Annotated in this window: 12 protein-coding genes and 1 rRNA gene; 1 reads left to right on the plus strand and 12 read right to left on the minus strand. The window is 50.0% G+C overall.

Features of this window, described 5'->3' with window-relative positions:
* The 10 genes from GOM71_RS03385 to GOM71_RS03430 form a co-directional block, all read right to left on the minus strand.
* A 16S ribosomal RNA gene (locus tag GOM71_RS03385) occupies positions 1-104 on the minus strand; the annotation flags it as partial.
* Between the two features lie 377 nt (positions 105-481).
* Positions 482-2,476, minus strand: coding sequence for an NAD-dependent DNA ligase LigA (gene ligA, locus GOM71_RS03390; protein ID WP_156278516.1), 1,995 nt, complete (start codon positions 2,474-2,476; stop codon positions 482-484).
* Positions 2,477-2,562: 86 nt separating this feature from the next.
* On the minus strand, positions 2,563-4,920 hold the full coding sequence (gene pcrA / locus GOM71_RS03395) for a DNA helicase PcrA (RefSeq protein ID WP_156278354.1): 2,358 nt from the start codon (positions 4,918-4,920) through the stop codon (positions 2,563-2,565).
* Positions 4,921-5,080: 160 nt separating this feature from the next.
* On the minus strand, positions 5,081-5,797 hold the full coding sequence (gene pcrB, locus GOM71_RS03400) for a heptaprenylglyceryl phosphate synthase (RefSeq protein WP_156278517.1): 717 nt from the start codon (positions 5,795-5,797) through the stop codon (positions 5,081-5,083).
* An 82-nt stretch (positions 5,798-5,879) separates the two neighbouring features.
* Entirely contained in the window at positions 5,880-6,731 is an 852-nt protein-coding gene (locus GOM71_RS03405) for a tetratricopeptide repeat protein (protein ID WP_156278355.1), read from the minus strand.
* Positions 6,732-6,831: 100 nt separating this feature from the next.
* Positions 6,832-9,351 carry a U32 family peptidase gene (locus tag GOM71_RS03410; RefSeq protein ID WP_156278356.1) on the minus strand — a complete coding sequence of 840 codons (2,520 nt, stop codon included), beginning with the start codon at positions 9,349-9,351 and terminating at the stop codon, positions 6,832-6,834.
* Positions 9,352-9,500: 149 nt separating this feature from the next.
* On the minus strand, positions 9,501-11,372 hold the full coding sequence (locus GOM71_RS03415) for a copper amine oxidase N-terminal domain-containing protein (RefSeq protein WP_156278357.1): 1,872 nt from the start codon (positions 11,370-11,372) through the stop codon (positions 9,501-9,503).
* A 68-nt stretch (positions 11,373-11,440) separates the two neighbouring features.
* Entirely contained in the window at positions 11,441-13,321 is a 1,881-nt protein-coding gene (locus tag GOM71_RS03420; RefSeq protein ID WP_156278358.1) for a copper amine oxidase N-terminal domain-containing protein, read from the minus strand.
* A 184-nt stretch (positions 13,322-13,505) separates the two neighbouring features.
* On the minus strand, positions 13,506-15,389 hold the full coding sequence (locus GOM71_RS03425; protein ID WP_156278359.1) for a copper amine oxidase N-terminal domain-containing protein: 1,884 nt from the start codon (positions 15,387-15,389) through the stop codon (positions 13,506-13,508).
* Between the two features lie 33 nt (positions 15,390-15,422).
* Entirely contained in the window at positions 15,423-16,547 is a 1,125-nt protein-coding gene (locus GOM71_RS03430; RefSeq protein ID WP_367649448.1) for a S1C family serine protease, read from the minus strand.
* A gap of 294 nt (positions 16,548-16,841) precedes the next feature.
* Here GOM71_RS03430 and GOM71_RS03435 point away from each other — a divergent pair, with 294 nt between their 5' ends.
* Positions 16,842-17,810, plus strand: a complete 969-nt coding sequence (locus tag GOM71_RS03435; protein WP_156278360.1) for a sugar phosphate isomerase/epimerase family protein — start codon at positions 16,842-16,844, stop codon at positions 17,808-17,810.
* Positions 17,811-17,954: 144 nt separating this feature from the next.
* On the opposite strand, the gene GOM71_RS03440 is transcribed toward GOM71_RS03435, so the two are convergent.
* On the minus strand, positions 17,955-18,167 hold the full coding sequence (locus GOM71_RS03440) for a hypothetical protein (protein WP_156278361.1): 213 nt from the start codon (positions 18,165-18,167) through the stop codon (positions 17,955-17,957).
* A gap of 283 nt (positions 18,168-18,450) precedes the next feature.
* A complete protein-coding gene (uvrA, locus tag GOM71_RS03445; protein WP_367649449.1) occupies positions 18,451-21,336 on the minus strand; it encodes an excinuclease ABC subunit UvrA in 2,886 nt (961 codons plus the stop codon).
* Positions 21,337-21,365: the final 29 nt, after the last annotated feature.

Genomic DNA, 21,365 nt, shown 5'->3' on the forward strand with positions numbered 1-21,365 from the left:
CGCTAATCGTCAGGAGTGCAAGCACTCCATCAGATCCGCTCGACTTGCATGTATTAGGCACGCCGCCAGCGTTCGTCCTGAGCCAGGATCAAACTCTCCATAGAAAGGGTTTTCCGATTGTCCAGCCCAAGGCTGATCGGAAAATCCCGGTCAGAATTTGACTTGCTCATTACTTAACTAGCTATTTAAAACAAGTTTGGATTTGACGTGATCCATTTGTTCAGTTTTCAAAGAACTTGCTGTCACAATTTGTCGTGACAAGTTGTTATGTTACCAGCTTCTCTTCATCTTGTCAACCGTTTAATTCACATTCATTTAATTATGTTTGTGATTCATTCGATTTTCGCAATGCCTCAGAAGCGACAAGAAATAATATACCATGATCATTTCTAAAATACAAATTGTAATTTCTGACATTACTTTAGAAAACAAAAACGCTATTCCGATTACTCATAGCCGGAATAGCGTTCTCCTATTTACCTTAAGCATCGCCTAACAAACGAAGCAGCTCCGCCTCATCTTCAATAACGGCTACGCCAAGATCACGCGCTTTGGTCAGCTTGCTGCCTGCGCTTTCGCCAGCGATGACGAAATCCGTCTTCTTCGAAACGCTGCCCGACACTTTAGCCCCTAAGGCTTCAAGCTTTTTCGCCGCTTCATCACGAGACATGCTCGACAAAGTGCCTGTCAGCACGACCGTTTTGCCGCTAAATAGGCTATCCTCGCGAACGACGGTCGGCTGCTCAGCTTCTGCTTTTACACCAAGCTGCCGCATGCGCGAGATACTTTCCTTCATAATAGGATCGGCAAAATAGCCGACAATGCTTTCCGCAACGATGCCGCCGATATCCGGAAGACCTACTAGTTCATCTGCCGTTGCTGCCATAATCACATCCAAACTGCGATAATAGTCGGCCAGCATTTTGGTCGTCGCTTTGCCTGTGTTCGGTATGCCTAGAGCGAATAAGAATGCAGCTAAATCACGATCTTTCGATTTCTCGATCGCTTCAAGCAGTTTATTCGCCTTTTTCTCGCCGAAACGGTCCAGCTTTATTAAATCATCATAAGTAAGCGCATATAAGTCCGCAGGATCACGAACCTCGCAATCCGCATACAATTGCTCCGCCGTCATAATGCTGAACGCCTCGATATCCATCGCATCGCGGGAAGCGAAGTGCGTAATGCGGCCGATCGTTTGCGGACGGCAGCCAAGCCGGTTGTTGCAGAACAGATGCGCGCCGCGCTGCTCCAGTTCCGTTCCGCAAGACGGGCAGACTTCAGGGAATACAATTTCCTCGCCCGGCTCGTCATCCGCTTTGCCCAAAATCTCCGGGATTACATCATTAGAACGACGAATCGAAACCAGCGTGCCTAACGCATGCTTCAAGTTTTTACGTTCAATGTCGCCAATATTGTTGAGCGTACAGTTTTGTACCGTAACTCCTGCCAGCTCGACCGCTTCAACGCGCGCTACTGGCGTTATTTTGCCTGTACGGCCGACTTCCCAGGATACAGACTCCAGAACGGTCGTTGTTTCTTCCGCCTCAAACTTAAATGCGACTGCCCAGCGCGGGAACTTATCCGTATAGCCGAGCGCTTCGCGTGTCCGCATATCCGTAAGCTTCACCACAGCTCCATCAATCAGATAATCAAGCTCTAGACGGCGCTCCGCGATACGCGCAAGCTCCTCCTGCACTTGCTCAATCGAATCAAAATAGGCCGTATAAGGATTAACTTTAAACAAATTGTCACGCAAAAACTGCTGCAGCTCCCGATGATCGGAGAACGCGACCCCTTCTGCATAACCGATATTATAAAAATAAGCGTTCAGTTTCCGTTCCGCCGTCACCCGCGGGTTCAAGTTGCGTAGTGCGCCCGCTGCAGCATTACGGGCATTTTTAAGCGGCTCTGCGGCCGTCTCATTATAACGCTCCAGAACAGAGAGATTCATAATGCCTTCACCCTGCACTTCAATAATTCCGTCTCGAAAAGGAATCGTCAGCGGAACGGATCGAATCGTCCGAACCTGCGCAAGAATACCCTCGCCGACCGTACCGTTGCCGCGTGTTGAGGCTTGAACAAGATTGCCGTTCTCATAAGTTAAATTAAGCGTAAGCCCGTCGAACTTGAGTTCGACGGCATAGCTTGGCGAAGGCAATGGTTCCTCATCCGGGTGCTTGGCGTTATAATCGGCAATGCCTTTCAAAACGCGCTGATTCCACGCAAGCAAATCCTCCATATCCTGCGCTTTGTCCAAGCTCCAGAGCCGCGCGCGGTGACGATGCTGCTCAAAGCCTTTAAGCAGTTCGCCGCCAACGCGGAGCGTCGGCGAATCCGGCAATACGATGCCGCTCTCGGCTTCAAGAGCAACCAGCTCGTCATACAGCTTGTCGTAATCCGCATCATTGATCGAAGGCTGGTCAAGCGTATAATACCGATAATTGTGCGCGGCAATTTCCGCGGCAAGCTCTTTCATGCGCGCCAGCTGTGCGGCCGTAGCCTTTCCTTCCAAATGAGCATCCACCGAAAGCTCCCCATCCCTTCACGATATCAAATAGTAGATTAAACCTTTGTAATCGGCGCAAAGCTTGCTAGCAGCTTTTTGAGTCCGACAGGCGCCGGGAAGGCGATTTGCAGCTCCATATCGTTGCCCGTACCTTTGACGGACACAACGGTGCCTTCACCCCACTTGCCGTGCGCGACTTTATCGCCCGCAGCGAATACTTTCGCACCGGCATCGCCTGCTCCGCCAGCGCTCTTAGCCGCTGCCGCTTTCGCCGCTTCAAGCGGCGAACTTACGCGCACGCCGGCATTGGCTGCGCCGCCGGATGCGCCAAGCGAGCGGCCGCCGGCGCCAGGTGCGCCGAATGTCGGGCGGCTCGCCGCCGCTCCGCCGCCAAAGCCGCCGCTGCGGCCGCCGCCGAAGCTGCCGCTCGAACGGCCGATTGTGCCTGCTGGCGATACGCCTGTTTTCACGTTATCCGGCACTTCTTGCAGGAAGCGTGAAGGCGCATTTGAAGCCGTACGGCCAAATAGCGTCCGCATGCGAGCGCAAGTCAGAAACAGCTGCTTTTCCGCCCGTGTAATGCCTACATAAGCAAGACGGCGCTCTTCCTCGAGCTCTTCGTTATCCATTAATGCCCGGCTATGCGGGAATACAGACTCCTCCATGCCAATAATGAATACGACAGGGAACTCCAGACCTTTCGCGCTGTGCATCGTCATGAGCACTACTGCGTCCTTATTAGCCGCGTTGCCTTCCTCATCCGCTTTATCCATCGAATCGATATCAGCGATAAGCGCGAGATCGGTCAGAAAAGCGATGAGCGTTTTATCGTCATTCCGTTTCTCAAAGTCCATCGTCACCGACAGAAACTCGTCGATATTCTCGAGGCGAGCGGTCGACTCCAGCGTCTTCTCGCGCTGCAGCTCGATCCGGTATTGCGACAGCTCGAGCATTTTTTCCGTCAATTCCGTTACGGACAAATAATCAACCATCTGCGTCAGATTGTCGATCATATCGCGGAATTCCATCAACAAGCCTTGCGTACGGGCGTTGATGTCCATTCCTTGCATATTGCCGAGCACCGCAAACATCGAAGTGCCGCTGCGGATCGCTTCCTCTTGGATTTTGCCGATTGTCGTATCGCCGATGCCCCGCTTCGGAACATTGATAATACGCTGCAAGCTAATATCGTCGTCCGGGTTGGAAATCAAGCGCAAATAAGCGAGCAGGTCTTTAATCTCTTTACGGTCGTAGAACTTGATGCCGCCGACAATTTGATAAGGAATATCCGACTTGATCAAAATTTCCTCGATTACCCGGGACTGGGCGTTCGTACGGTACAAGATCGCATGCTCATCGTACTTGCGGCCGCCGTTTTTCACATTTTTGCGGATTTCGCCGGTTACAAAATAACCTTCATCATGCTCGGAATCAGCTTGATAGACGCTGATCAGATCGCCTGCGCCTTGGTCCGTCCACAGCTTTTTCGGTTTGCGTCCGGTATTCAGCTTAATAACCGCATTAGCCGCATCCAGAATGTTTGCGGTCGAACGGTAGTTTTGCTCCAGCATAATCGTCCGCGCTTCCGGATAGTCGCTCTCGAAGTTCAAAATATTCGTAATATCCGCGCCGCGCCAGCGATAGATCGACTGGTCGCTGTCGCCGACAACGCAAATGTTATGATGCTTGTCAGCCAGCATGCGGCACAGCATGTACTGCGCCCGGTTCGTATCCTGATATTCGTCGACGTGGAGGTACCGGAATTTATTTTGATAGAAATCGAGTACTTCCGGCACTTCCTTGAACAATTGAATCGTCGTCATAATCAGATCGTCAAAGTCGAGCGAGTTATTGCTTTTGAGACGTTTCTGATACATCTTATATACTTTAGCGACGATATCGGTAAAATAATCGCCAGTCTTCTGCTCATACCGATCCGGCGTCAGCAATTCGTTCTTCGCTCCGCCGATCGCCGCTTGAACCGACTTCGGCTCGAATTTTTTCGTATCAATGTTCAGTTCCTTCATACAGTTACGAATGACAGACAGCTGATCGGCCGAGTCCAAAATCGAGAAATTCGACGTGTACCCGATCCGGTCGATATCTTTACGCAAAATACGCACGCACATCGAGTGGAACGTCGACACCCAGATGTCCTGCCCCATCGGTCCGATGAGCGATGCGACCCGCGCCTGCATTTCCCGCGCCGCTTTATTCGTAAACGTAATAGCAAGAATGCTCCAAGGAGCGACCCGCTTCTTCTCGATTAAATACGCGATGCGGTGCGTCAGCACGCGCGTCTTGCCGCTGCCCGCTCCGGCCATAATCAACAGCGGTCCGTCTGTAGCCTGAACGGCCTCCCGTTGCGGAGGGTTTAGCTTTAGCACCGCCTGTTCGATACTTATCGGATTCATTATTTATTCACTCCGTTTGTTCGCATTTGTTCGCCTAACTTCAGTGTAGACAACGGCCTGCTGCGTGTCAATTTCCAGCTGCAAAAAAATAATGGGAGAACCATCGCTAGTCCTCCCTGCTCTTTTTATATCGATCATGATCGTACGCGCAACTCAGCAACTAAGCCAGGCTTCCCTTAACCGCCTTCACCGTAGACAGTGCAGCATCCAAATCGCTATACACCACATTGCCAACCACTACCGTATGCGCATAGTGTGCCGCTTGCCGCGCTTTGTCCGCATGATCAATGCCGCCGCCGTAAAAAATGCGTGCGCCGCCCTTAGCCGTTTCCCGCGCAGTCTTCAGCATCGCCATATCGCCGAACCGTCCGCTGTACTCGATATAGACGACAGGCAGGCGCATGAGCCGGTCCGCCATCATCACGTGAGCGGAAAGCTCTTCTTCGTCAAGCTCCGTATTTGCGCCCGTAATTCGCGCCGCAGCCGCATCCGCGTTCAAAATAATATAGCCCTGCGCAGCCGTCTCTTCCCACGGAACAAACGAGCCGTATTCCTTAAGCCCTGCTGTCTGTGCGCCGTTAATCCACTCCGCCCGGTCCGTATTAAGAACGATCGGCACGAAGTAGCCGTCGAATCCGGGCACTGCGCCGTCCATCGTTGACACTTCCAAAGCGCAATCGACTTCATAACGGCGGATACGCGCCATTAGGTCGACTGTATTTTCAAAGGTGACGCCTGTAGACCCGCCAACGATGATTGCATCGGTTCCCGACATGCACACCGCATCCAGCGCCACATCTGATATTTCCTTGTCGGGATCAAGCTTGAATACGTGCTTCCAGCCCCCGTACCATGATTCCGTTCCGTCCTTCGCCATTCCCATGTCAAGCGTACCTCTCTTATCCGTCAATTGTCCCTTTCCCCTATGCTAAGACAGGCCGGCGCCGCCTGTCAAACGATTAGGGCCGGCTCTGCCTTTCCTCTGCACTGCGGATGGATTGAAGATCGTATGGACTCGGATCGGCAATCTTGTTCAAATAAAATAACGCTTTTCCCGGATCGCCCTGATCCTCGAACGTGATACCGTGCAAAGCCATCATCGCCAATGCCCGCAGTGCATAGTCGTTGCCGGCACTCTCAGACTCGTAAGCTCGAATCGCCTCCTCATAGCTGCCTTCCATGACGAGACGATCCCCCTCTAGCATGCCCTCATCATCCAAACTGAAGAAAGGCTGTACACGGTCGAGCAGCGTATAGTAGCCTCCCGAGCTGCTTAGCAGTTTACCTTTGGCATCATAAGCTCTGACGCTCCAGATAAAATCGCCTCCAGGATATACCGCCCCTAAAATGCCGGAGTTTCCGATTGTCGTCTTCTGATCGCCGCCGCCTGACTTACCGTATCCTCGCGGATATTGCCGCAAATCGTCTACGGAATAGGTCGCTGTTGTTCCTTCCCACCGTTCCTGATCGAGAGCGGTTGAAGAAGAGCCCACAATCTTTCCTTTGCCGTCCCGCATAAAATCGGTGATCGACAGTTGATAGTAACTGGCTCCCGGGTAAGCCTCCCATTCGAATACAAGTTCGCCGCCCTCGATCAGCTGCTTATTAACCGGAGAGACAACCTTTACTTGCGGCGCGAAGCTGACATCATAAAAGGCGGTATCGCCTTCTTTGATGGTTGCGTATAGCGATTGCTGCTCTTGTTCGCTTAAGTAATAGCCGTTCACCTGCTCCGGCGTAACGCCGACGCCAATCGAATACTCGCCTTCGCCGCCTCTCAACCTGCCGATTATATCGAACTCCGCGCCCATCCCCTCACCTCTCTAACATAAAGATGCGGTTATCCGCCGTAAAAGTTGCGTTCATGACAAAAAAAACCGGAAGCGCCGTTCGGCCGCTCCCGGTTATATGTTATTTCACCAGCTGTCCGCGTGTAACGCCAAGCTGATTGGTTGCTTTTAACGTTTTCCAAACTTTCGTGCCGGTAATACGACCGTCCAGCGCATCGCGGTAAAGCGCAAGCACTTCGCGCACCTTCTCCGGCGTCTCTTCAAGAAACTCAACGCGATACGACGGAACGCCAAGCTCCAGGAAGTTGCGGATGTACTCCGCTCCCGACTGCTCGATGGCGTTGTATACCGTATTGCGGCAGCCCTCGTCTACGCGCACCGGATGGGACATGCCGATCCGGTCTTGCAGCGAAGCACGGTGCTCCTCGCACGGACGTCCGCAGTTGGTGAAGTCGGTGCCTTCGCTCATAAATGTGCAGTAGACGCAATGCTCCGTATGGAACATCGGCAAATGCTGCTGAATGACGATTTCCAGCGCGGAAGTATCGGACTTATCCAGCATGTCGACCATTTGCTGAATGTTTAAGTCATAGGATGGCGTAATCAAATCCAATCCGACTTCCTTAAACAATTCAACAGCTTTATGATTAGCCACGTTAAGCGAAAAATCGCCGATCAGCTTTGGAAACGGCTTATCCGGATTTTCTGTGCGAGCACGCAAATAATAGTACAAAGCGCCTGTATTTCGGATCAGCACCGCGTCCGGCTGCAGTTTCAAAATATTCGCGTGGTAGCCGTTCTCGCCCGGCATATGAATACGCGGCGTTGCAAGCGCAATCGGCTTGCCTGCTTTTCTAGCCGCTTCGATCGCAGCAGGGAATTGCTTGATGAATTCGAAATCGGCATAAATCATTTCGACATCGGTCAGCACGGCCGCTTCAACTTGCTCCAAATTGCGGCAAAGCGCAGTTAATTGCGGTTTGGCAACTGGACCTTTCGGTTTCGAGGCTGCTTGAGCCGGCACATCATCAAGCGGATCGATCATGTTGCGCACATAAATCGGAGGCTTCGGACGCTCGCCTGTCAGCTTCTCGACTGCCTCGCGGCGCATCCGGTTCAGTTCGCGGATCGGCACGATCAAGTCGCCTTCCAGGGCAACCTCCAATTGATCGAGCTGATACAGCGTTCCTCCAAGACGGCCAAGCTGATCTTCAAGCAATGCGGCGTCCATAGGCCGTTTTGCCGCTTGCTCCAGCAGCAATTCGGAGACGACTTCGACCGTATTGCCTTTTTGAACGTCCGTCCAAATGGTGCGAAGCGGCTCGCCGACGACACCCTCAGCTTTCAAATGCAGCGGAAATACGCGGTAAGGCTTCTCTGTTTCATAAGTCGTGCGCAGCCTTTTATCAAGCGCAGGATCATTCGTTTTCCATACGCGGTCGCCGACATGCACCTTGCGCAGATCGACGTCGTTGCGTCCAGGCACTAGCTCCAGCAGCGTGCCTTCCTGTGCTTCTCCCTCGATCTTAACGCCTTGACGGCGCAAGTCGTATACGCGGCCGCCCTCTTCCTTTTTCGTCGGGTCGCCGGCGTCAAACACGATGCCGTCACCGCGTTTGAGCGGAGCATCGAGACGTACGGTAACCGCATCGCGGAGAATACGTTCTACGCGGCCGATATAGACGCCTCGGCTTTTCGGAAACGTGCCTTCAACGAGCAATTTGTTGTTCGTTCCATCGAGGAAGCCGTGCGTGAAGCCGCGCGAGAAGCTTTGCTGCAGCTCGCGCACTTCTTCTTTGGACGGAGCCGAACGGTCGCCGTCAAAATAACGGTCGATCGCTTTGCGGTATTTGCTGACGACGTTCGCAACATATTCAGGGCTTTTGAGGCGGCCTTCAATTTTAAAGGAAGTAACACCCGCTTCAATCAGCTCCGGTACAAGATCAATAGCGGCGAGATCCTTCGGCGACAGCAAATACGCAACATCGCCCATCGGCTTATGCTCGCCGTCGACCATGAGATCATACGGCAGGCGGCAGGCTTGCGCGCATTCGCCGCGGTTGGCCGAACGTCCGCCCCACATCTCGGATGTCAAGCATTGACCGGAGTAAGATACGCACAACGCGCCGTGAACGAACACTTCCATTGGAAGCTTCGCTTGCTCGCCGATTTTGCGAATTTGCTTCAAATTGTTCTCGCGTCCAAGAACGACGCGCTCCAGACCAAAAGGCTTCGTAAATTCTACAGCCTCTGGCGACGTGATCGTCATTTGCGTAGAACCGTGAATCGGGAAATCCGGAGACAGCTCGCGGATCAGCTTAACAAGTCCAAGATCTTGTACAATTACGGCATCTACGCCTGCATTCATGCACATTTCAATTAGAAGCTTCGCATCTCTTAACTCGTCCTCGAACACGAGAATGTTGAACGTCAGGAAGCCCTGTACACCGTAGCTGTGCAAAAACGCCATAATTTCCGGCAGCTCTTCGCTGCGGAAGTTGTTAGCACGAGCGCGGGCATTAAACTTTTCAACGCCAAAAAAAATCGCGTCCGCTCCGTTCGCAACCGCGGCGCGCATGCAATCCCAATCGCCTGCCGGCGCCAACAGCTCGATATCGCCTCGTTGTATATGATTAATCATTCGAACTCCTCCAATAGTAAATCTGCTATTGCTAGTGTAACAAACCGCCGCCTCGGATGCTACCACTCAAAACTGGCAACGCTGGACGAATGCGCAGAAAAGCCGGCCCCATTAGAGAGAACCGGCTTTTTAAAGCTAAGAAAACATGGCTAGTAAATTTTCAAAGATTGCATAATGTCTTCAAACCGCTTAAGTGTACTTGGCGTTAGGTTGGCGTCACGAGCACTTAAAGTGAAGCCAATTAATTGATCATTTTTAAAAATGTAATAAACCATTTTTGTTTCATGTAAGATGGAATCATTTTGTACAAACTTTACCGTACGATTGCCGTCAATCGTAATATTTGATACACTTATCAGTTTCTTGCCTTCATCCAGATAGGTTCCTAGTGTAATAGATTCGATAAATTGATTTAAGCTATCCTCCGTAACATACTTCTGTTTGAACCCTACAATGTAATTATCCTCATCATAACCGTAGAAACCACCTGCTAAAAAATCTGACAAGAAAAAAGGGTGCTGCCAATAGCTCGGAATTTCAAAAGAATAGTCAACTCGATTTTCGTCTCCTAACTCTATCCTCGTTATTTCCGTTCGATCCACAACATCCTGTGTATCCTTGGTAGCATTTAATGTTTTACCAGTATCCAAATCCACTGCAGCTATCATCTTCTTATACAGCTCGTCACCATCATTGCCTAACTTTACATCATATCTGTAATTCAGCCTGTATCTGTACATGTCAGTAAATAAGTGAATTTCATGCTCCTGCAGCCATGTATTCTGATCGTAAGTGTGCTCATAGGAGAGTACTAGAGCTTTGCCGTCATTCAGCATCATTTCCGACGTTGTTATATTTCGAATATAATCAGGCAATATATCCTCAGATAAATTTGCTTGTCTGCGCTGCAGCCATTTTTCTGGCGTATCTCCTTCCGGAATCGATGAGTATTTCAATTCAATCCGGTTGTTTCCATTCACATAAGAAGGATGATCTTTCCAAGGGTCCCTGAACCAACCCGAAGGGAGCTTTAAGGTCAATCCATAATCTTTATCGTGAACCGCAATTAGCTCCTCTATCGCTTTCGTAATATCATTCGCATTCTTAGCGGATGCATCAAACGATAGCTTAAAACTGTCAAGCAGAGTTTTATACGGATTTAATAGGTTTCCTGATTGGCCAGTAACACCAAGCCTCAGTACATAAAGACAATTCCCTGCGACTACTCCTCTATACTCGAACACCTGGTTTTGATCTTCAGATAGGGTGGTCAGTTTTTGGAATGATAAGCCATCTATTGTAACTGCACTACTATCTGTATAGGATTCATCATCTTCTAAATAACTAAGCATCATAATTTGGCTGAAAGTAATTGTCGTTATTTCTCGGTCCTCATACCCTGGTATGACCATAACTTTCAAATTGCTATTTTCATTCACCCAATAAACAAAATCCCCGTTTTCGCTTTGTTCTACAAGCTCATAACCGAGCGGCTCCGCAATCGACCAGCCCCAGTAACTGTCGCCTACCCGATTGCTGCCGACCTGGATAGTCCCTGATGCTCGAACCCCTTTAATTACAATTTCGTTCGTCCTCGAGTCTTTCCCGATCGACGCACCGAAAGCTTCAGCAATGACGCGAACCGGAACCATCGTCGTATCTTTAACGATTACCGGGGCGACGGCAACAGACTTGTTCGATCCATTTACTTTTACCGTTTTGCTGCCGATCGTAACAATAACCTTCTTCTCGTTGTAGGTTAGAGAGAGGGTTTTGCTGTCATGCCGCTTCAATGCCGCTCCAAAAGCTTTCGTAATGACGCTGAGCGGAACCATCGTCGTACCGCTGGCTTCATACGGAGCTTGAACGGTGCTGGTCTCTCCGTTAATCTCGATTGTCGCGCTGCCTGCTGTCAGTCTGATTTCAACCGGTGATCCGGGATCGCTAACCGCCAGTGCAGAAGCTGGAATTGCGGTTAACGCAACAATAATGACGAGCCAAATGAACAGTACACGTTTCAAATGCGGCGCCTCCTTTTTTTATTGAGAAAAAGCCGATCCCTTCAGCAAGGAACCGGCTTACTAAATTTTTAGAACAATTTCACCGATGCAACAATAGCGTCCAATTGTTTAATTGTAGCTTCGGACATATGAGCATCTTCGTAGGTGAAGAAAAACGCGATAACATTGCCTTTATGCTCTACGAAATACAGGGTATCCGTCGTCGGCGTGCCATCCTCATCCGCATATTGCACAACTATCTTCTGGCCGGCGCTGCCGCCGATTGTAATCGATGTGTTGCTGACAAGCGTATTGCCGCTGTCCTTTTTAATAATTTCTTGAATGCCGTAATTGAAATCGCTCAGCGTAAAGTCCTCGTAGACTTGTCCGACTAAAAAGCCCAAGTAATTGCTATAGACAATCGCTTCGCTTTCGAAATCTGTTTCTTCACCGTTCCAGAAAGCCGGCAGATCAATCGAATAGCCGTACTTATTGCTCTTCTTCGTTACTGTTTTGGTTTCGTCTTCTTCTTCAATGAGACCGAATTCCCGCTCGACAAACGCGATATCGATATCAACCGTCGCCATCGTTTGAAGGAACAGCACTTCGCCTTTCGCGCCAAGCGACGTATCATACTGAAAAATCAATTGGTAACGATATTGGCCAACAACCAAGAACACTTCATTCGCATGATACCATTTCTTCTTATCGTAGGAATATTCATAGGAAAGCACATGGGCTTTACCGTCTTGCAGCGTCAACTCCGACGTTGTCTCATTGCGCAGGTAAGACGGACTGAAGTCATTGTGCACTCTTTCCTTGCTGCGCGCAAGCCATTTCTCCTGCGTGTCGTCCTTAGCAAGCGAAGTGATGCTGAACTCGAGAACGCCGTCTTTACTGAAGAAAAACGGATTGTTCGAATCCGAGTCGCGGTACCAGCCGCTTGGAAGCTTAACCGTCAATCCATAGTCTTTATCTTGGAACGTTAACAGCCCGTCTACCACTTTCGTGATGTCCTTCACTGCCTTGTCCGCTTTATCAAACGATGGCGTAAAGCTGTCCAGCAACGCTTGGTAAGGGTCAAGCACGGCGCGTTCCGAACCGGTAATGCCGCTTGCAACAATGTACAGCGTTTGATCCTTCAGAATGCCGCGATATTCGAACATCAGGTTTTTCGATTTCGAGCGCGATACGACTTTTTCTGCGCTGTAATCGCCCACTTGAATCGTTCGTTTGTCGACAACGACTTCGTCTGTGCCAAACATATCAACAATTTTTTCTCGGACTTCATCGCTCGTTAGGCCGCCGACGTTTTGCATCGTCCAGACGACAATGCTGTTGCCGCTTTTTGTATCTCCCCAAATAACGAAAGTGCCGTCATCGTTTTGACCGACCAACGCAAGGCCTGGAGGATAATTCATCGACCAGCCCAAGTAGCTGTCGCCGACTTTCGTTTTACCTGCATCCGTATTAATGCCGCCGCCATTGTTTGCGGAGCTGCTGCTGCTGGCGCGCGTACCTTTAATAACGATTTCCTTCGTCGCGGCATCCTTGCCGATCGCGGCGCCGAATGCTTCAACAATGACGCGAACCGGAACCATTGTCGTTCCTTTCACTATTACGGGAGCGACAGCTACCGTTTTGTTCGTGTCGTTTACTTGTACCGTTTTGCTGCCGATCGTAACGACAACCTTCTTCTGGTTATAGTTAAGTGTAATAATTTTATTGTCTTGCAGCTTCAGCGTAGCGCCAAATGCTTTCGTAATGACGCTGAGAGGAACCATTGTCGTGCCGCTTGCTTCGTACGGAGCTTGAACAGTAAGCGCTGAACCGTTGATTTTGACGGTCGGGCTTCCTACTTTCAGTCTCACTTCAACTGCCGATCCTGCTTCATTTGCCGCAAACACGGCGTTTGGTACTACCAGTGCAATAATCAGTAGGACGAGCATTGAAAAGTTAAAGCGCTTCATGTACTAAGTCTCCTTTTGAGGTTGTGCCGAAACCGACCACAATTCCAGTTAATTACAATCCTTTTTAATGTAACACCATTTTCCATTTCTTTCAAGAGATTAATAGTTTCATAGACCTAACTCATATAGACATAAAGAAATGGCGATGCAGCACGCATCGCCATTTCTTTAAATGCTTATTATTTTAAAACAGCTTGACCGACTTCACGATTTCTTCAACCCGTTTGAGCGTATCGGCCGTCGCGTTCGAATCGCTGATCGAGAACATCAATGCAAGCACATTGCCTTTATGCTCGACCAGATACGAGTAATAAGTCGATTTATAGTTCGGTTCGTATTGCGTCAGCAATTTGCCCGTTTTTCCGCCGATTGCAAACTCTCTCTCGCTGGATGCAACCGCTTCTTCCGCTGCCTCTTCCGCTACTTCATCCTCATCCTTCATCGCCAGCAGTTCGATAACCTCGCTCATCGACCGGTCCATCAAGACCATTCCGTTCATGAAGTTGTAATCGTCACTGAAGAAGAAATTGCTTTCGTTAAAGGAGCCCGTCCAATATGCAGGCAATTCGAATGAATATCCGTATGTGGAGCTTTTCTTAACCACTTTCTTCGAACGGTCGACCATATCGCTTTCATCCTCGATCAACCCGAATTCCTTCGAAATAAAATCGGTATCGATGTCGATCGATGTCATCGATTGGAGGAACAGCTTCTCCCCTTCGGCCGCTTTCTTTACGTCGTAGTAGAATGTCATCTGGTATCGGTAATCGCCGACAACGAGGAATACTTCATTGATATGCTGCCACTCTTTTTTATCGTAGCTCACTTCATAAGACAAGACGAGAGCGTTGCCGTCCTGCAGCTTGATCTCACTCGTCGTCACATTGCGCAGGTAGTCCGGCACGAAATCGGCGACTAGGTTTGCTTTTTTGCGTTGCAGCCATGCGTCAGCCGTATCGCCCTCGAGCAGCGATGAGATTTTCAATGTAAAAAATTCATCATTGCTGTAGTAGAACAATCCGCTCTCATCCGACTCCGAACGCCAGTTAGGAGGCAGCTTAAGCGTTACGCCGTAGTCTTCGTCATGATAAGTACGAAGCCCGTCCACTACGTTTGAAATATCTTTAAGCGCCTTGTTCGTTTTATCGAATACCGGTAAAAAGCTGTTGAACAAATTCTGATACGACTCCAGAGCCGTGCGGTCTTTACCCACAACGCCTCCGATTAACATATAAAGCTTGTCATTGTGCAGAATTGCGCGGTATTCGTACATCATCCCGTATTCTTTGCTGCGTGTGACCAACTTCTCAACGCTATAACCGCTAATCGTCAACGTGCGTTTGTCGATCAGCACTTCATCGCTTTCCATCCAATATTGCAGCTCCTCACGAATATCGGAGCTCGACATTTCGCCGGCATTGTCTTCTATGATGACATGCAAGCTGTTCCCCGTTTTCGTGTCAGCCCAGTAGACCATGCTGCCGTCGTCATTTTGGCTGATAAGAGCAAGGCCCGGCGGATAGTTCATCGACCAGCCCATATAGCTGTCGCCGACTTTCGTTTTGCCAGAATCGGTATTAATGCCGCCGCTGCTGGTCGTTTCGGCGCGTTTGCCTTTAATGACAATTTCTTTCGTTGCCGCGTCTTTGGATATAGATGCGCCGAACGCCTCTACAATGACGCGTACCGGCACCATCGTCGTGCCTTTCACGATAACGGGAGCGACAGCAACCGTTTTGTTGGAGCCGTTTACTTTTACCGTTTTACTGCCGATCGTGACGACAATTTTTTTATCATTATAGGACAGCGTAATAATTTTATTGTCTTCCAGCTGGAGCTTGGCTCCAAACGCCTTTGTAATGATGCTGAGCGGAACCATTGTCGTGCCGCTTGCTTCATATGGAGCTTGAACCGTCGACTTTGCCCCGTTTATCGTTACCGTGCTGCTTCCGGTTTTTAATCTGACTTCTACTGCGCCTGCATCAGATGAGGTTGCAGCAAACAGCGTTCCAGGCAAAAGCGTCGAAAACACAAGCATTGCCAACAGTAATAGATAAGTGCGCTTCATGGTGACTCCCCTTTAAGTAAATGATGTATTGTGTTACTTGTATTTCGATTCTGTCAACGTAATTTGCTTCGTTACGAGATCACCGTCGATCATGAGCATAATATCAACCTTTTGACCCGGCAAATAAGCTTTCAACAGCTCATTCAACTCAACGATAGAGGAGATTTGCTTGCCGCCTACCGAGTACAGCACGTCCCCAATTTGAATGCCGAGCTTTTTAGCTGAATCAGATTGCACAGCAGTTACTGTCAGCGGATCGGTAGTAGGCAGGCCGACGATCGCCTCCCAGCTCTCCTCCAGCTCCAAACCGAGCGATGCCCGTTTCACGTAACCGTATTTGGCAAAATGGTCCATCACGTACTTCACGGTGTCGGCAGGAACGGAAAAGCCGAGATTGTCGATGCTGCTGTCTACAAATTTCAGCGTATTGATGCCGATGACTTCGCCCTTCATATTGACAAGCGGTCCGCCGCTGTTGCCAGGATTGATAGCCGCGTCCGTTTGCAGCAGACGGTAGAACGACGAAATCGAACGGTTCATCCCGCTAAGTACGCCGGTCGTTGCTGTATTGCGGAGAGAGAAGTCCACTGGCGTTCCGATCGCAATTACAGGTTCGCCGACCTTAAGCTGAAGCGGTATCGCAGTCAATTTGGCTACCGGCAATTTGGAAGCGTTAATTTTAACTAGCGCCAAATCGCTCGTCTCATCCATATGCGTCCGCTTGCCGTCAAATTGCTTGCCGTCAGCCGTAACGACCGTGATGTTGGTCATATCCTTGACGACATGGGCATTCGTTAAAATCGTGCCGTCCGCTTTCATAATAACGCCTGTTCCGTGCGCAAGGGCATAACGCTGGTCTCCGCCGCCGGAATAGTTGCCGATGATGGCAACGACTGAAGGCGATACCTTCGCGACGACAGAAGGAACATCCGCCGCAGGCGTATAGGCATACGTTTTTGTTTTTGCGTCATAAGTACCCGCACCGCCGAGCGCGCTCGTCAGCGAGGATGCCTTTACATAAACTTCACCATTAATTTTTGTTGCGCTTAACTGAAGCGAGCCGTTCGTGCTCGCCGCGCCAGCGGCATAGGCCGTTCCAGCTGCTAGTGTCACTGCCGTTAGCAGAACAAAGCCGGCGCGAAACAAATTGCGTTTCACTCTATCACTCTCCCAAAATGATAAAATAGTGAGTTCCAAATAATAACACCAACATCGAATGTAGCATGTTTTACCATTTCAAACAATCCATAATTATTATTTCGTCACCTCATATTCATTTGTTTAGTTTTTATGTCATTTTGTTATTTCTGACGAAAAGTTATGTAGCAAGCAAGCGAGGATGCTATACTATGAATGGCTAATGCTAGCTAGGTCAAAATGTCTTCAGTGCAAGTCCATTTGTTCAACTTGTATAGAATGCTTCACAAATTGATTCAGGAGGTTCGAATAAAAATGAAATTGGGAGTATTTGCTGTATTATTCGCTCAAAAGCCTTTCGAAGAAGCGCTTGATTATATCGCAGCGAAAGGATTGGAAGCGGTTGAAATCGGAACCGGCGGCTATCCGGGCAACGCGCATTGCGATCCGGACGTACTGCTTGCTGACGCTGGCAAGCTGAAAGCGTTCAAGCAAGCTGTTGAGTCGCGCGGATTGATCATCAGCGCATTGAGCTGCCACGCTAACCCGCTGCACCCGCAAAAACCTTTGGCTGCTGCGGATGATGCCATTATCCGTAAAACGATCGAGCTTGCCAACCGTCTCGAAGTGCCTGTCGTCAACACGTTCTCCGGCTGCCCGGGCGACCATGAGGATGCGAAATATCCGAACTGGCCGGTAGCTCCTTGGCCTAATGATTATCAAGAAATTTTAAAATGGCAATGGGAACAAAAAGTTATTCCATATTGGTCTGAAATCGGATCTATCGCAGAAAATAACGGCGTAAAAATCGGTCTTGAGCTGCACGGCGGCTTCTCCGTCCACAGCCCGGCTACGCTGCTCCGCCTTCGCGAAGCGGCTGGCAAAGCGATCGGCGCTAACCTTGACCCTAGTCATATGTGGTGGCAAGGCATCGATCCGGTGCAAGCCGTTCATATTCTTGGCCGTGAGAATGCGATTCATCACTTCCATGCGAAGGATACGACGATTGACCCAATCAATGTTAACCGCCACGGCGTAACGGACATGCAGTCTTACGCGCTTATGCTGGATCGCGCATGGCAGTTCCGCACTGTCGGCTTCGGCCATGATTTGAAAACATGGGCGGACATTATTAGCGCGCTCCGTCTTGTCGGCTACGATTACGTCGTTAGCATCGAGCACGAAGACGGCCTCATGTCGGTCGACGAGGGCTTCACGAAAGCAGTAGCTAATCTTCAGCAAGTGCTGATTAAAGAACCGCTCGGCGAGATGTGGTGGGTTTAATTCAAAAAGCAACACAAGGGCAGCGTTTATGCAGCTGTCCGGTGTTGCCTTTTTTTCATCAACTTCTTATCAATCGCAATGGAACTGACGACAAAAAAGCCTGCCGGTTAGCCGGCAGGCTTTTGTTGCTTTAGATCATTTTCATTACGCTAACCAAATTTTAAAAATCATGACGTAGTCTATGTATAAGAACAACGCCAGCGAAACGAAAGAAAATCCGATCGCAAACAAATTCTTCTTCGGGCTTGCCGTCAACAGCCGAACAAATCCGATCGCGATCAGGATGGTGAATGCAAGCATGAACCAGTCGAACGTATTAATGTTGCTGGTTTTAGCAGCCTCTTCTGCCAAAAACATCGGGTACCCTCCTTTTATTCACACGTAGCCTATATTAATTAATGTTAGCTTCTAATGCACTCTGATGCAAGTCCGATCTTGCATTCGTAACAACTTTGTCACCTTTTTCTAGCGCTTCCTGATGATTTATGATACCATGCGCGGAAATATCGTTTTCCGTGGAAGTGATTCGCGGGCAAAACTCACAGCCTGCACCTAATAAAATGTCCATCTCTTCCAATCTTTATAACTAAAACGGAAAAGGTGCTCAGGGTATTTCCTGAACACCTTCTTATTTCGATGACTAATCAGCAGCGCCAGCGGTTACGCCATGAGCACTCGCATATTTTTGTGCGGTGCGCTCACGGTCGCGCTCCAGTATCGGCTTCAAATATTTGCCCGTGTAAGAGCCCGATACTTTAATGACATCCTCAGGCGATCCGGTTGCAACAATCGTACCTCCGCCGTTGCCGCCTTCCGGTCCAAGATCGATCAAATAATCGGCCGTCTTGATGACATCCAGATTGTGCTCGATAACGAGTACGGATTCGCCCGAATCGACAAGGCGATGCAATACGGTCAATAGACGGTCGATATCATCGACATGAAGGCCTGTTGTCGGCTCGTCGAGAATGTACAACGTCTTGCCCGTGCTGCGGCGATAGAGCTCGGAAGCGAGCTTCACGCGCTGTGCTTCGCCGCCGGAAAGCGTAGTCGCCGGCTGGCCGAGTGTCATATAACCAAGACCGACGTCAAGTAATGTCTGCAGCTTGCGATGGATGCGCGGGATGTTCTCGAAAAATTTGCAGCCGTCCTCAATTGTCATCTCCAGCACTTCCGCAATGCTCTTGCCTTTATATTTCACTTCCAGCGTCTCGCGGTTGTAGCGCTTGCCTTTGCAAATTTCGCAAGGAACATACACGTCAGGGAGGAAGTGCATTTCGATTTTAATGATTCCGTCGCCGCGGCAAGCTTCACAACGGCCGCCTTTGACGTTAAAGCTGAAACGTCCCTTCTTGTAGCCGCGAACTTTCGCTTCGTTCGTCGTCGCATACAGATCGCGAACATCATCGAAAACGCCGGTATAAGTAGCCGGGTTGGAACGCGGAGTACGTCCGATCGGCGATTGGTCGATGTCGATAACCTTCTCCAAATGCTCCAAGCCGCGAAGCTCTTTGTAATTGCCTGGGCGTGTCTTCGCTTTGTTCAAGTCGCGGGCAAGCGTCTTGTACAATATTTCATTGACGAGCGTAGACTTGCCGGAACCGGATACGCCGGTAACCGCGGTGAAAATGCCGAGCGGAATTTTCACGTTAACTCCGCGCAAATTGTTTTCCTTAGCGCCGCGGATTTCCAGCCACTTGTCGCCTGTAGCCCGTCTTTGCTGCGGCACTTCGATGAATTTGCGGCCGCTCAAATATTGCCCCGTCAACGAATTCTCGTCGGCCATAACTTCGGCAGGCGTTCCTTCCGAAATAACAGTGCCCCCGTGAATGCCCGCTCCAGGACCGATATCGATAATGTAATCGGCAGCCAGCATCGTATCCTCGTCATGCTCGACGACGATCAGCGTATTGCCGAGATTGCGCATATGCTCCAGCGTCTCGATCAGCTTGTCGTTATCCCGCTGGTGCAGGCCGATGCTCGGCTCGTCCAAAATGTACAATACGCCCATCAAGCTGGAGCCGATTTGCGTAGCCAGCCGGATGCGCTGCGCTTCCCCGCCGGAAAGCGTACCCGCGGCGCGGCTCATCGACAAATACTCCAGTCCGACATTGACGAGAAAACCGAGACGGCTATTGATTTCTCTTAAGATCAAGTTTGCAATCGTCTTCTCTTTCTCTGTCAGGCTAAGCTCATTAAAGAATCGTTGCGCCTCACCGATCGACAACGACGTAACATGCGCTATATTGCGCGAGCCAACCGTAACAGCAAGCGTCTCCTTCTTCAAACGGTCGCCTTTGCAAGTGCCGCACGGCTTCGCGCTCATATAAGCTTCGATATATTCCCGCATCATATCGGAAGCGGTATCTCTATAACGGCGCTCCAGGTTGTGCACGATGCCTTCAAACGGCACATAGGCTTCCTTCCGATGGCCAAAATCGTTCTCGTAAACGAATTTAACTTTCTCTCCGCCAGTACCATACAGGAGCTTCTTCATCTGCTCTGTCGTCAGCTCAGATACCGGCACATCCTTTGGAATGTTGTAGTGCTCGCAAACCGCGTTTAAAAACTGCGGATAATAATTCGACGTGCTGCCTGCCCAAGCTTCGAAAGCAGCATCATTAATGGTTTTGCTCATATCGGGAACGAGCAGATCCGGATCGACGATCATTTTGACGCCGAGACCGTCGCAGTCCGGGCAAGCGCCGTAAGGGCTATTGAACGAGAACATGCGCGGAGCAAGCTCTTCGATACTAAAGCCGCATTCCGGGCAAGCGAGATTGGAGCTGAACAGCAGCTCTTCCTGATCGATCACATCGACAAGCACGCGTCCGTCGGACAATTTGAGCGCTGTCTCCAAAGAATCGGCTAATCGGCTATGGATGTCGGATTTAACAACGATTCGGTCGACGACCACTTCAATCGTGTGCTTCTTAGTCTTCTCAAGCTCGATCTTCTCGCTCAATTCGCGAAGCTCGCCATTTACGCGTACGCGGACATAGCCCTGCTTCTGAATGTCAGCCAGCAGCTTGGTGTGTTCGCCTTTGCGTCCCGAAATAAGCGGCGCAAGAATTTGCAGCTTCGTCCGTTCCGGGTACTCCATAATCCGGTCAACCATCTGCTCAACCGTCTGAGACGTAATTTCGATGCCGTGCTCCGGACAGTGCGGTTTGCCGACGCGGGCGAACAACAGCCGCAGATAATCGTAAATTTCCGTTACGGTTCCTACCGTCGAACGGGGATTTCGGCTCGTCGTCTTTTGATCAATGGAAATGGCGGGAGACAGCCCGTCGATGGAATCAACGTCCGGCTTCTCCATTTGCCCTAAAAACTGTCTCGCATATGCGGACAGCGATTCCACGTAGCGGCGCTGGCCTTCGGCGTATATCGTATCGAAAGCGAGCGAGGATTTTCCGGAACCGCTAAGTCCCGTAAGCACGACAAACTTGTCGCGCGGAATCGTCACGTCAATATTTTTCAAATTGTGGGCGCGGGCGCCCTTAATTACAATTTTGTCGCTTGCCACTATGAATGCCCTCCTATCCCTCTCGTCTC

The sequence above is a fragment of the Paenibacillus sp. NEAU-GSW1 genome (genome assembly GCF_009737085.1).
Taxonomy (GTDB): domain Bacteria; phylum Bacillota; class Bacilli; order Paenibacillales; family Paenibacillaceae; genus Pristimantibacillus.